Here is a 13,997-nt window from a genome sequence, read left to right as displayed (position 1 = left end):
TTTACTCAAAAATTCGGGATAACTCATTTTTATAGTGAGCGTACGAAATCTCAACCTATGGTTTTGCTAGTCTTTATGAAAGAGCTTTTTGATCTTATCCGCTAAACCGGGCGATTTTTTCTTTTCTTCTGCACCAATCAGAAAGCCTATTGGTTTTAGGGGTTCTACATGATCACAAATTACTTTGATCACACCCAGCGCTGGTATCGCCAGAATCATACCCGATACACCCCAAACAGCTTCGCCAACCACAATAACCAGAATGGTAAATAAGGGATTAATGCTCACCTCGGAACCAACCACCAACGGCTCCAGCAGGTAGGTCTGGGTAAACTGGACAATGCCGTAAACGATCACAATGCCCAGCAGAACCTGGGTGTCGCTCCCCTGCGTCAGGTTAACGAGGATGGCCAGTAAGGCACCCGTCAGATTGCCCACAAACGGTATCATTTCGAGTAGTCCGCAAAGTATCGCCAGAAAAATAGCCTGCTTTACACCCACTATCGAAAACCCGATACCATACATAACCCACAATAAGCTGATCATGGTAAAGAGGCCTGTCAGATAGCGTTGGGCTACCTGGCTACTCTCCTCAATCACTTCCAGGGTTTTGGGGCGCTGGTCGTTGTCTACCAGGCGCAGGATGAACTTTTTAATGTGGTCCCGTAAATAGAGTAGGAGAAAGGTGTAAACGAGGGTGAGGATCAGGTCGACCGCTATCCCCATCATGGTATCCAGAATTTTGGTAACCGTGGACGACATACCACCACCGCCTGCTGACTGCTTGTCTATTATGGCCTTTTGCTGCTGCGGTTCAATACCAAATTTGGTGCTGATGAACTGGCGTGCCTGGTCAATAAAGGAATTGACCCGCTCTTTGATACCGGCAATGTCCGAGAATAGGTCAGACGATTGCCAGGCTATCAGCGAAATAAAACCGGCGATAACCAGAACAAAACAAACAATGCATAGGAGAGCCGCAACCGCTCTGGATACCCCTTTTTTTTCCAGGCGATCTGATAATGACGAAAACAGGGCCGCCAACAATCCGCCAAATGCGAGCGGGATCAAAATGGTCCGGGCATAATATAGGCCGGCGAACAACAAAAAAAGAAATACCAATAAGCGGATCGGTTTTATCAGAGGCTGCATGGGACAATCGGGTTATGTGTCCATTCAACTTTTTAAAAGGTCATATGTTATTTTTCTTAGCTAGTAATCAGGGGAATGAGTACTGAGAAATTTTCTTCGTAGCCGCTGTGTTTACCCGGTATGCTACTGCCTTTTGACTTTAACAACGATCCTTATCTCATTCTCGATTTTACGGCCGGCAATCCTGATCTGGCTACACTGGACCTGACCAACACGGCCGTTTTTACAAACTATGTTTTCGGCAGGCTAAAAGCCGCCGGGGCCGTAGTCGGGGTGGGCGGCTACAACGAACATCGGGATATCTACCGTCGGAGTAGTCATTTCCAGCAAACCGAGGACCCCCGCTGCATTCACCTGGGTATTGACCTCTGGGCCGAAGCCGGTACGCCGGTGTACGCTCCGCTGGATGGCGTGGTCCACAGTTTTCAGGATAACAACAACTTCGGCGATTACGGCCCCACCATTATTCTGGAGCATCAGGTCGACGGAAAGCCTCTCTACAGTTTATACGGGCACCTGAGCCGCCGGTCGCTGGCGGGGCTGTATGTCGGTAAGCCGTTTAAGGCCGGCGAGTTCCTGACCGAAATCGGGCCGTTTCCCGAAAATGGCGACTGGCCCCCGCACCTGCACTTCCAGCTGATGACCGACATGCTCGGACTGCGGGGTGATTTCCCCGGTGTTTGTTCGCTCACTGATCGGGAACGATACCTGTCCATTTGCCCCGATCCGAACAGCCTGCTGCACATTCCCGGCTTGTAACTGTCTGGTAGAGATTCGCCCATATGATGGCCTTAAACTACCGTTAAAAAGCAGGAGACCGGAACTAAAAACCCGCTTTTCAACGTCATAAAAGATGGGTATCTTTACTGATTGCTCCCCATGGGCGGTTGACATTGTATGACGACGACTTCCTCTTCTCCATTTGTTGCTGACTCGGCGGTTGGTTACCTAAAGCGCTACTACGGCTACGATCGCTTCCGGCCAAATCAGGAAGAAATCATCAAGGCTATTCTCGATGGCCGCGATACGCTGGTGCTGATGCCGACGGGTGGCGGTAAATCGGTATGCTTTCAGATTCCGGCCCTGATGAGGCCGGGCCTGTGCGTGGTAGTATCGCCCCTGATTGCCCTGATGAAAGATCAGGTAGAAGCCCTGCATATGAACGGTGTGCCGGCGGCTTTTCTCAACAGTACCCAGAGCGGCCGCGAACAGCGGACTATTGAAGATCAATGCCTGGCGGGTCAAATCAAGCTCCTGTATGTATCGCCGGAAAAGCTGCTGTCGGAGGCTTTCTTTATCTTTCTCCAGAAAAGCAAGCTGTCGTTGTTTGCTATCGACGAAGCGCATTGTATATCGTCCTGGGGACATGACTTCAGGCCGGAATATACCCAACTCAACGCCCTCAAGAAGCATTTTCCCGACGTGCCCGTGGTGGCTCTGACTGCCACCGCCGACCGCCTGACCCGTCAGGATATTATCGACCGGCTCGAACTGACTGATCCGGCCGTATTCATTGCTTCCTTTAACCGTACCAACCTGAGTCTGAAAGTGCTGCCCGGCACCAACCGGCTGGGCCAGATCGTGCGGCTGCTCCAGCTTAAGCCGAATACCTCCGGCATTATCTACTGCCTGAGCCGCAAGTCGACCGAGTCGCTGGCGGCCAAACTGCAGGATCGCGGCTTTTCGGCCGCTTATTACCATGCCGGTATGGACCCGGAACAGCGTGCCCGTGTGCAGGAGGCTTTCCTGAAAGACGATGTGCGGATTATGTGCGCTACCATTGCTTTCGGGATGGGTATCGATAAGTCTAATGTGCGGTGGGTAATACACTACAACCTGCCTAAAAACATTGAGAGTTATTACCAGGAGATTGGGCGGGCGGGCCGTGATGGCTTACCGTCTGATACGGTCCTGTTTTACAGCTTCGCCGATGTGGCTATGTATAAAGACATACTGGCGGAGAATGCTCCGGCCAATCTGGGCGTTCAACTCGCCAAGCTGGAGCGGATGCAGCAGTTTGCGGAGGCAAATACCTGCCGGCGTCAGATTCTGCTGAGCTATTTCTCTGAAGAACTGCCCGAGCCCTGCGGCAACTGCGATGTATGCCGCAATCCCCGTGTTACCTTCGACGGGACTGTGCTGGCCCAGAAAGCGTTGTCGGCCATTGTGCGCCTGAACGAAAAGGTGCCCATGAACACGCTGATTGATGTGCTGCGGGGATCGCGCAACCAAACCATCATCCAGAATAACTACCACCTCATCAAAACCTACGGGGCTGGCAGCGACCTGCGCTTTGAGGACTGGCGCAGCTACCTCCACCAGCTCATCAACATTGGCGTTATCGAAATTGCCTACGACCAGCACTACGCCCTTCGTAAAGGCATCCTGGCCGATTCGATCCTGTTCGGCGATCGAAAACTGCACCTGGTGCGCCCGGACGATGCGCCGAAACCGGTAGTTGAGAAAACCAAAACAAAAACCGAAGTGGCCTCCGATGAGCTCCTCGACCGCCTGAAGGCCCTGCGCAAGAAGATCGCCGATGAGCAGAACGTACCGCCTTACGTAGTCTTCACCGACTCAACGCTCGAAGACATGGCGAAGCAGCGGCCGACCACGCCTGATAAGTTGCGGAACGTGAGTGGGGTGGGTGAGCGCAAGCTTGAGTTGTTCGGCAAGCGGTTCCTCAGCGAGATCGTCCAGTACGTTACCGGCCGCGCCAAAGACGGCAATAGCCTGCGCGGTTCAACGCAATTGCTCACGCTCGAACTGTACAACCGGGGTATGAGTATGGAGGAGATTGCCGCCGAGCGAAACCTGACCGTTGGCTCAATTGCCGGGCACCTGGTGCAGTTGGCAAAAGCAGGTTACAACATCGACCTAGAAGCACTGGTGTCGGATTTTGAGCGAACGGAAATTGAAGCTGCTATACGTCGCGTAGGAATAACTGAGGGCCGTTTGAAACCCATATATGATCACCTCAATGGTCGCTATGACTACGGTAAGATACAGGTCGTAGTTGGACTTTTATAATCGTTTGGCACTGATTTTGCAGTGGGCCATTGGATAATTTGTAGAATGATGGATTTGTATCTATCAGGGAATCAGCTATATTCGTGATATGAAAATGGACGGGCCTGGTAAATTGACCAGGCTTATTCGTCTGCATGTATCACAACAAATACCGCTGTTTTGCTTAAAGAAGTAGGTCTATCATTATTGATGGCAACCATAAAACCGGCTGCCGTCCCATCCGACTCCGCTTATACGGGTTCACTCGCTGATACCAGTAAAGCGCTTTCATCAACACACCAACTTAACCAGCCGATGCTCCTTGGGGTCGATACCCTGGGTGGTGCTTTTCCGAATGTATTTTTCTGCGGTGAGCAGGTTCCTATTTATCAATCCTCAGTATTGCGTCGCTGGAAACAGACCCTGCTATCACACGGGTACCGCTCCGATTACCTGAATGGCCTGCGCAAACGGGCCGCCGGATTCTTCCCGGTCATTGATCCAATTCTGCGCCAATACGGTATCCCCCGTGACTTCCGGTACCTGCCCCTCGCCGAGAGCGATTTAATCTATAGCGCGGTGTCCCCCAAAGGAGCCTCCGGTTACTGGCAACTAATGCCCCAGACTGCCCGGGAACTCGGATTGGTAGTCTCGCCGGATTACGACGAGCGTTTCGATTTGCGCAAAGCGACCATTGCCGCCTGCCGTCACCTGCGCTACCTGTACTCGCAGCTTGGCTCCTGGACGCTCGTGGCCGCAGCGTATAATGGTGGTGAGGGCCAGATCCAGTCCCGCATGAAGCGCCAGAACCAGAAGAGCTATTATGACCTGCGCCTTAACCGCGAGACCAGCTATTACCTGTTCCGGGTGCTGGCGCTGAAAGAATTGCTAACCAACCCCTGGGGCTATACGCTGGTGCTGCCTACCCAGCTGATCAAATCCTTGTCCCGGCCTTTGTCTGGGCGCATCTTTCCGGTTATGAGTTTTACTAAACGGAAGAGAATGAACGTTAATGAGGAAGAAGATGTTGATACTCAACTGCAAGCACCCCCTGATACCGACCCAACCTGGGGACCTCGCGTAGTCCGGTCGCTGCTGAATGGTCCCTCCGATGTGCAGCAATGGCTGGCAAATGCGGTGGGGGCAAACAAGGATACGAACGCTGATTTGACCAAAGAACAGGGTGGCATACCCATAAAAAAGCTGATGGCACTCATGGTTTTACGTTTCCGCCGGCCCCGGTTTTTGCAGCTGAAAAAGGGCTCTGGCAACCGCCCAAGGCACTTTTGGGAATGGGTATAAACGTTAATAAACTAATAATCAGCATTAATGTTTTCTTAAATTACATAATCTTATTTGCCTATAGACTTAATGTGTTATAACTTTGTATCTCAAACTTAAGTCATAAACAAGTACCCACTGTTGAGATGAAAGTTATTTCAAAGTCTATTTTGGTAGCCGTATGGGCTACCCTGGCCGTGCCACATCTTGCCAATTCGAGTGCTGAATTAACCTCCGCTAAGTATGCGATGGCAGCGGCAGGTGGTCTTCCTTCAATCAATTTTTGTGGTGAGAAGGTCCCAACGCACAAAGAAGCCGTTGCGGAGCGTATGGTTTCGGCTATGGTTCGGGGCGCTGCCTTAAAAAGTAACCTGTACGGCATTCGTGAGCGGGCTGCCGATTTCTTTCCGGCCATTGAACCGGTTTTGAAGAAATACGACATCCCGGCTGATTTCAAGTACCTGCCTATTGCCGAGAGTGATCTTATCAGCCATGCTAAATCAAGAGTTGGAGCCGCTGGCTACTGGCAGTTGATGCCGGGTACCGCCCGCGATCTGGGTCTGAAGGTTGGCAATGGTCACGATGAGCGTTATAACCTCGAAAAAGCTACGGAAGCGGTTTGCCACCACCTGCGTTATCTGTACAAAGAACTTGGCAACTGGACCCTCGTAGCCGCTGCCTACAACGGCGGGCTGGGGCACGTTCGCTCCCGGATGCGCCAGCAGGGAGAGCAGGATTTCTACGATCTTAAATTATTCAGCGAAACCGGCTTCTATATCTTCCGGATTCTGGCGTACAAAGAAATGCTTACCAAGCCGCTTCAGTACAGCCCCATTATTTCCACCACAGCGCTGACGTATCTGATTCAGCCGCTGCCGGGCCAGGGCAACACTGTTGACCTGCCGGGACACGGTCACCGATACGTTTCCTTTGCTTTCAATGCCGACACGAGTTGGGGACCCCATAGCATACGCTCCCTATTGGCAACGTCGGGTGTTGTTCGCAAGAAGAGCCGTGAAGAAGAGCAGGGTCAGGAGCAGGATGGCGTTCCTTACAAGGCGGTAATGGGTGGTGTTCTGGTGCTGCGTGACCGTTTGCCCCGCTTCCGGAGATGGGTGAAAGGAATTACCCGCCACTGGTGGGAATGGCTCTGAGCAGATTCATTAAGATTTCGTTAAGAACAGCCTCTGGTTGGGCCGTTCGTTAAGGTTTCATTAAAACCCATATTCTTACAAGACTTATAGACTAGTTTAGCGTCTCAGCTACATTCACTAACACGAAAAAAAGTTGGGATGAAAGGTTTACTATTAGTTTGTCGTGTAACTTGTTATATCATCTTAGGCATATCATCAGCAACGGGAGGAAGCCCCACAACTGCCTTGGCAGGGGGACTTCCTTCCGTTAATTTTTGTGGTGAGGGGGTCCCCCTATCTAATGAGTTGGTTGGTCGGCGACTGATGTTGGCCCTTACAAATAATGCCGCGCAGAATACGACCCTGTATTTTATTCGCCAGCGGGCAACCCTCTTGTTTCCACTGATTGAACCCGTGCTTGCCCAATACGGCATACCCGCTGATTTTAAGTTTTTACCCCTGGCAGAAAGTGCGTTGTTAAATCACGCCGTATCACCCAAAGGTGCCGTTGGTTACTGGCAGCTGATGCCGGCCACCGCTCGTGAACTTGGCTTACGGGTCAATTCGGATCAGGATGAGCGACGTAACCTTCAGAAAGCTACGGTGGCCGTATGCCGTCACCTGAAGCGGCTACACAAGCGTTTACATTCCTGGACATTGGTGGCCGCTGCCTATAACGGAGGTATGGCCCGCGTTCGCTGGCAGATGAAGAAGCAGCCACAGGATAGCTACTACCAGCTCCAGTTGCCCCACGAAACCAGTCAGTATCTTTTCAGGGTACTGGCTTATAAAGAATTACTGACCAACCCGGAGGTATATAGTCCGGTGCTGTCATCAGAGGTGCTGACCTATCTGACGTGTCCACTTCCTGTACAGGCTTGTTCAATTGATAAAGAAGGCAACCTGGTGACCACCAGACAACAGCCGGACCAGTTTGCTGCTATGGCCTGGGGCCCACGAATGGATTACTCCCTGCTGGGTGCCCTCACTGAAACCCGGCAATGGCTGGCGAATGCGGCAGGCATTATGCAGGCGAAAAATCCCGGATGGACTAATGAGCAGGCGGAGTTACCGGTGAAAGGTATGATGTGTCTGATGGTGCTTCGCTTCCGTCGTCCCCGGTTTTTACAGCGGAAAATAGTCCTTACCCGTCGGGCCGTTCTGGGCTGGGAATGGGTGTAACCGTTCTCGTATTTCATTGTCTTTCAAGAATTGAACTAAAATTTAATTAGTACTATACTGTTACTGTAGAGTATTTTTGCGTCGAAAGGTTGTGTGGCGAGTTTGATAAGTACCCACCGTAGAGATGAGAAAATTGATTTGTGGCCTGGTGGTGGCTTGTTGGGCTACCCTTGGCATTTCATTTGCCCCGGCTGCGGAGCCGGAACTGGATTTAGCATCTGTTCATGGTTTACCCCCCGTTTACTTTTGTGGTGAAGCTGTACCCCTGCAGGAAGAAGTAGTGGCCCGGCGACTGGTAACCGCGCTGGTGAAAAACTCCTCGCTGAACAGCGACTTCTACCTGATCCGTAAACGGGCCGCCGGCTTCTTTCCTATTATTGAACCCATTCTGGCGAAGTACAAAATTCCCTCTGATTTCAAATACCTGCCTTTGGTAGAGAGTGCGCTGCGGGGCCGGGCGGTATCGCCCAGAGGGGCTGCCGGCTACTGGCAGCTAATGCCGGCTACCGCCCGTGAATTGGGGCTTACCGTCAGTTCGTCCCGCGACGAGCGTCGGGATCTGCACAAATCGACCGAAGCGGCCTGCCGGTATCTGCGATATCTCCATAATCGATTGGGCTCCTGGACCCTGGCCGCTGCGGCTTACAATACGGGTATTGGCAATCTGCTGGGCAACATCCGGAAACAGCAGGAACGTGATTACTATTACCTAAAGCTGAACGCCGAAACCGGTCGCTATTTATACCGGGTACTGGCGTTCAAGGAATTGTTCGGCAACTACAAATGCTACGCTCCCTATCTTCCCTCCAGAGTACTGGCCGTTCTGAGCAAACCTGTTCAGGGCCATGTGCAGGAAGATAGTGAAGAGGCTATTCTCTCCGATACGTTCCTTGATGAGGTAACCCGCTCGGCGCTGGCTCGGCAAATCAACGCACCTAAAATGGCTAATCGTCCGGATGAACTGCCACTGCCCAATGCTGCCGATGTATTTCGGGGTGGGGTGAAGGCAAAGCTGGCCGAGGCTGGTGATCTACAGCCAGGCCAGGTGTGGGTCTTCCACCTGACCCGCGACGGTTTAGCCGATGGTAAGCCGGTTGCAGAGGGCGATCTGCTGTATGCCACTGTCGAAGATATTGACCTCAAAACCGGCAAACTATACCTGCGTGCCGAAAAATTGTACTCCCTGAACGACCGGGGCACGTACAATCTGGCTCTGGCCGCCGTTGATGCCGCTACCGGCCGGATCGGTATCAAATTACCTGCCGTTGACCAGATGAAGTCCGGCTGGATCCTGACGTGGAAGGTACTATAAACGCTTGGTCAGCGCAGTATATTTATCAGGGTAACAGGTATTAGTAACGTCACCTGTACTGATGGTACTGCCTAATTTAAACGGCCCTAACCGAACTATCAGTCAACCGCGAGCGTTAACGTCTATTGATGTTGGACCAAACGCGAAGTGATTTGAGTAGAGGAGAACAACTGATCAGATACATTGGTGTTACGTTAATTACGTTCTTTTTTGCCTGCGCTGTTTCCTTAGCCGGGAGCCCTCCCAAGAAGACTATTAAAACGGTTGCCCGTACTGCCAGACCCGTTGGGGTACGACCGGTCGTACCCCGGCTGCATTTCTGTGGGGAGATGGTCCCCACCGAACACAGCACTGTTTCGCAGAAACTGGCTGTCGCCCTGATGAGTACCGGGTACGGTCGCCACATCGACGCGCTGAAGCGACGGACTGCCCCTTACTTTGCCGTCATTGAACCTATTCTTCAGCGGCATGGTATCCCTAACGATTTCAAATTTCTCCCCCTGATCGAAAGCGATTTTAAGGCAAACGCTGTTTCTACCGCCGGTGCCGTAGGCTATTGGCAGTTTATGGATGAAACCGCGCGTGATATGGGGTTGAAGATTACGTCGGAAAACGACGAGCGGAAAGATCTTGTCAAATCGACCGAGGCCGCTTGCCGGTACATCAAATTTTTGTATCGCAAACTGGGCTCCTGGACCTTAGTGGCGGCAGCTTACAATGGCGGTATCGGGATGCTGCAAAACCAGATGGTACGTCAGCGCAAGCAAGACTACTATACATTGGCACTAAACGAAGAAACCGGCTACTACCTATACCGGATTCTGGCCGTTAAGGAGCTATTTACCAACTCTGGCCAGTATGCTCGCATGGCGCTGGGACCGATGGCATACACCGATAATCCCTATGAACGCGAGCGTGAGCAGGCCCGACGCATGGGATGGGTACAGGACGATGAGCCTATGCCTGTGGGTGAGTCGATTACGACGGAAGAAGGTTTTACCAGTTCTGATAACGATCCCGCTGTGATCGATAGCCTCCTGGCTGGGATCTTAAAGAAAAAAGCATCTATAAAAACTGTTTTTGCCGGAGATGCTGAAGCCCGGCTCACCAAAGCGGGTAAAGCCAAACTCGGCCAGATCTGGTTGTTTGAAATGACCCAGGACGTGCAACTCAGGGAAACTACTGTAAAAGCTGGCGATATCATTCATGCCGTAGTGGACGATATCGATAGCCGTGGCCAGATTTTTCTCCGAACCCTCAAAGTGGTTTCTGCGGCTACACACGAGTCGATTCCGCTTACCTTTTTACTCATCAACCCGGCTACCGGGCAGGCGGGTGCGCCTTTACCTAAAGCACTGAAATCGGGTTGGCTTACCTCCTGGCGGCTGTTATAAAACATAAAGGTCAGGGACTTTCAGGCAAACGGCGAAACTTTGTTTTTCCCGCCGTAACTTTGCGCCCCAATTCATTACATTATGAAAGCAGGAACGTTCGGTATTCGGGTGTGGCGCTTCGCGTCCATCTTAGGTTTAGTGTTCTCACTCATTAACAGTTATATATCTTTTCCGGGTGAAGTAGGGGTTCTTTTCGACGAAGCCGGCGATCCGGTTCAGTTCATCGGCCGTGAGACCATTTTTTATATTGTGGTAGCCGTCTTTCTGGTCAATTATATCCTCCTTAATACAATGGCCCGGTTGTTTCCGCGCATTCCGACCGAGCAGGTGCCGGTACCTAACCGGGCGGTCTGGGCTACTCACCGGGATCAACTGAACGAAATTGTCATTAACTGGTTCTATGCCCTCATGGCAGCTATTAACACTGTAGTGGCGCTGGGCGTGCTGGTTTTGTCCATGTTAAACCGTGATCAGGGGCTGGTCGACGTCTGGTCTTTCAATTGGTTGCTGCCGCTGTGTGCCATTATTTTCGGGTCAGTAATTGTTTCGCTGCCCATTCGTTTGATGATGAAACCCTCTCCCGTAGACAATGATTAGTGCCGAAGTATTGCGGTTAAGTCAGTTTCAATATGATCTTCCGGATGAGCGGATTGCCCGCTTTCCGCTACCCCAGCGTGATCAGTCAAAATTGCTGATATACCGGAAAGGAGAGACTACACACGAGCGGTTCAGCAATTTGGCAGCGGTATTGCCGGCGAAGAGTTTTCTGGTTTTCAACAATACGAAAGTCATTCCGGCCCGGCTGATTTTCCAAAAGCCGACTGGTGCGGTTATTGAGCTTTTCCTGCTGAATCCCACACCGGCCGATCGGCCCATTACCCAGGCGATGGAGGATACCCATTCCTGCGTATGGCAATGCATGGTCGGCAACCGCAAGCGGTGGAGGCCGGGAGAGATTCTGGAGACCAACCTTGGCTCTGTTCACCTTAGAGCGCAGTGGCATCACTATGAGGAGTCGCTGGTCCGGCTGGAGTGGACTCCGGTCACCACCTGCTTTGCCGACGTGATTCATCAGGCTGGTCGGATACCTCTGCCACCTTACCTCCGGCGGGAGGCAACTGAAGCCGACCAGGAAACCTACCAGACCGTTTACGCGCGAGAAGAAGGCGCCGTAGCGGCTCCTACTGCCGGTTTGCATTTTACCCCGGCCGTTTTCCGTTCGCTGGAGAAACGGGGCTTTGCATATGACTACCTGACCTTACACGTTGGCGCGGGTACCTTTCAGCCCATAAAAACGGATGAGGTACGGCAACACACCATGCACGCTGAGCAGGTAGTATACACGAAAGCGAATATTCAAAATCTGCTTTTGCATATTGATTCCATTATTCCGGTAGGCACAACGTCGATGCGGGCGCTGGAAAGTTTATACTGGATTGGCGTCAGGCTAATACGCAACCAGCCTGATCCGTTTACCCTGGATCAGCACTACGCTTATCAATTGACCGTACCAGAGCAACCATCTCCCAGAGCGGCACTCGAAGCGGTTTTGCGGTATATGGACGATACGCGGCAGGTCTCTATAGTCGCGCACACCAGCATTTATATTACTCCAGGTTATGCCTTTCGCCTGTGCAAAGGAATCGTTACTAACTTTCATCAGCCCGGTTCAACCCTTATCGTCCTTATTTCTGCCCTGGTGGGAGACGCCTGGCGCACTATATACAATGAAGCACTGGACAACGGCTATCGCTTCCTAAGTTATGGCGACTCTTCTCTGCTTATTCCCTGAACCTCTATCTTTGCAACCAACCTCTTCAAATCAGGTATGATCAATTTCATTGAAGAACTCCGCTGGCGGGGCATGTTACAGGACATGATGCCCGGCACCGAAGAACAACTGAATAAAGAAATGACTGCCGGCTATATCGGCTTTGATCCGACGGCTGAATCGCTCCATATTGGTAACCTGGCCACCATTATGCTGCTCGTCCATTTCCAGCGGGCCGGCCATAAACCCTTCGCGCTGGTTGGTGGGGCAACAGGGATGATTGGTGACCCTTCTTTCAAAGCCGCCGAGCGAAAATTCTTATCCGAAGAAACGCTTGCCCTTAATCAGGAGGGTATCCGGAGGCAGTTAACCAGATTTTTGAATTTCGACTCCGGCGCAAACTCCGCTGAGATGGTCAATAACTACGACTGGTTTAAGGACATTTCTTTTTTAGGGTTTCTGCGCGAAGCGGGGAAGTACCTATCCGTTAATTATATGATGGCTAAGGATTCGGTAAGGAAACGTCTTGAAACCGGAATATCCTTCACTGAGTTCTCCTACCAGCTTTTGCAAGGCTACGACTTCTATTGGTTATACAAGAATAAGGGCATTCGGTTGCAGATGGGCGGTTCTGATCAGTGGGGAAATATTACAACGGGTACAGAATTGATTCGACGGAAAGAAGTGCATGATGAGGGAAGCTCCGAAGAAAACCTGGCATTTGCCCTGACAACCCCGTTGATAACCAAATCTGATGGTACAAAATTCGGGAAAAGCGAGGGCGGTAATGTATGGCTCGATCCTCGCTTAACCTCACCTTACCAATTCTACCAGTTCTGGATCAACACGGCCGACGAGGACTGTAGTCGCCTGATCCGCGTGTTTACCTTACTGTCAAGAGATGAGATTGAAGAGTTGGAGCGCCAACACGCTGAGGCTCCGCATCTTAGAATATTACAAAAAGCATTGGCTAAGGACGTAACTATCCGCGTTCATTCTGAAGTGGATTATAACCTGGCTGTCAAAGCGTCCGAAGTCCTCTACGGCAAAGCCACTATAGATACCTTACGGTCTATACAGGCCGACGAATTTGAAGTGGTTTTTGAAGGCGTCCCACAGACGGAAATTAGTGTTCATGAATTGGAGAGCTGTAAAGATATAACCGATTTGCTGTCGATAGCCTCCAGGGGAGAGGTATACACGTCTAAGGGAGAAGCTCGTCGGGCTATAACCCAAAATGCCGTAAGTATCAACAAGGCCAAGATTACAAACCCGGCAGCTCCGTTAGAGCTGGAATGGCTTCAGGAACGTTATTTACTTATTTCCAAAGGCAAAAAGAACCACTTGCTCAAGCGGGTTCAGTGAAGAAGGCAATTGTTTATAGAGCCAGTTAGCACTCCAAATTTGTTATTTTGTCATCTGATTAAAACAACAAAGGTGATCTATACAGATCACCTTTGTTGTGTCAGAAAAGTTTACAGACGGTTGTCGTTGAACAGTAAGCACTTAACCGATGGGACATACAATCCACTATAGTATTTTCAGGCACGTACTTGACAAAGGCTAGAAAAGCCTCTACCTTTGCAGTCCCAAATGAGGGAGACGCTTCCGACAGGCACTGACAACAGGACTTTAGGAGCACCCATCAGGCGGGGCGGTCTTCTGCCGAAAATACAAAAAATAATTTCAGCAAAAGACTTGACACGGGACAGAAAAAGTGCTACCTTTGCAGTCCCAATTCAATAAAGCGACACCACAAGAGA

At 51.2% G+C, this 13,997-nt stretch carries 11 protein-coding genes; 10 read left to right on the top strand and 1 reads right to left on the bottom strand.

Annotation, left to right across the window (positions count from 1 at the left end; translation table 11 throughout):
- Nucleotides 1–66: 66 nt before the first annotated feature.
- Nucleotides 67–1,152 (bottom strand): AI-2E family transporter, encoded by a 1,086-nt coding sequence (locus ABD949_RS23550; RefSeq protein ID WP_345247593.1) that lies wholly within the window; start codon nt 1,150–1,152, stop codon nt 67–69.
- Nucleotides 1,153–1,272: 120 nt separating this feature from the next.
- Here ABD949_RS23550 and ABD949_RS23545 point away from each other — a divergent pair, with 120 nt between their 5' ends.
- From ABD949_RS23545 to tyrS, 10 genes are all read left to right on the top strand, one after another.
- Nucleotides 1,273–1,911 (top strand): peptidoglycan DD-metalloendopeptidase family protein, encoded by a 639-nt coding sequence (locus tag ABD949_RS23545; protein WP_345247591.1) that lies wholly within the window; start codon nt 1,273–1,275, stop codon nt 1,909–1,911.
- A 138-nt stretch (nt 1,912–2,049) separates the two neighbouring features.
- Nucleotides 2,050–4,182: a DNA helicase RecQ gene (recQ, locus tag ABD949_RS23540; protein WP_345247589.1), complete on the top strand. Its 2,133-nt coding sequence runs from the start codon at nt 2,050–2,052 to the stop codon at nt 4,180–4,182.
- A gap of 189 nt (nt 4,183–4,371) precedes the next feature.
- Nucleotides 4,372–5,463 carry a lytic transglycosylase domain-containing protein gene (locus ABD949_RS23535; RefSeq protein WP_345247587.1) on the top strand — a complete coding sequence of 364 codons (1,092 nt, stop codon included), beginning with the start codon at nt 4,372–4,374 and terminating at the stop codon, nt 5,461–5,463.
- Between the two features lie 125 nt (nt 5,464–5,588).
- Nucleotides 5,589–6,596 carry a lytic transglycosylase domain-containing protein gene (locus tag ABD949_RS23530; protein ID WP_345247585.1) on the top strand — a complete coding sequence of 336 codons (1,008 nt, stop codon included), beginning with the start codon at nt 5,589–5,591 and terminating at the stop codon, nt 6,594–6,596.
- Between the two features lie 303 nt (nt 6,597–6,899).
- Nucleotides 6,900–7,757 (top strand): lytic transglycosylase domain-containing protein, encoded by an 858-nt coding sequence (locus ABD949_RS23525; RefSeq protein WP_345247583.1) that lies wholly within the window; start codon nt 6,900–6,902, stop codon nt 7,755–7,757.
- Between the two features lie 124 nt (nt 7,758–7,881).
- Nucleotides 7,882–9,069, top strand: coding sequence for a lytic transglycosylase domain-containing protein (locus ABD949_RS23520; RefSeq protein ID WP_345247581.1), 1,188 nt, complete (start codon nt 7,882–7,884; stop codon nt 9,067–9,069).
- Between the two features lie 152 nt (nt 9,070–9,221).
- Complete coding sequence (locus ABD949_RS23515; protein WP_345247580.1) at nt 9,222–10,463, top strand: lytic transglycosylase domain-containing protein; 1,242 nt, start codon at nt 9,222–9,224, stop codon at nt 10,461–10,463.
- A gap of 81 nt (nt 10,464–10,544) precedes the next feature.
- Complete coding sequence (locus ABD949_RS23510) at nt 10,545–11,060, top strand: hypothetical protein (protein WP_345247578.1); 516 nt, start codon at nt 10,545–10,547, stop codon at nt 11,058–11,060.
- A complete protein-coding gene (locus ABD949_RS23505) occupies nt 11,053–12,255 on the top strand; it encodes an S-adenosylmethionine:tRNA ribosyltransferase-isomerase (protein ID WP_345247576.1) in 1,203 nt (400 codons plus the stop codon). The genes ABD949_RS23510 and ABD949_RS23505 overlap by 8 nt, the downstream gene beginning before the upstream one ends.
- 39 nt (nt 12,256–12,294) lie before the next feature.
- Entirely contained in the window at nt 12,295–13,599 is a 1,305-nt protein-coding gene (gene tyrS / locus ABD949_RS23500) for a tyrosine--tRNA ligase (protein WP_345247824.1), read from the top strand.
- Nucleotides 13,600–13,997 lie beyond the last annotated feature (398 nt).

Origin of the sequence: Nibrella saemangeumensis, assembly GCF_039541915.1 — a bacterium.
In the GTDB taxonomy this organism is placed as follows: domain Bacteria; phylum Bacteroidota; class Bacteroidia; order Cytophagales; family Spirosomataceae; genus Nibrella; species Nibrella saemangeumensis.
Note: the sequence above shows the minus strand (reverse complement) of the source record. Positions and strands in the feature narration are given on the sequence as shown.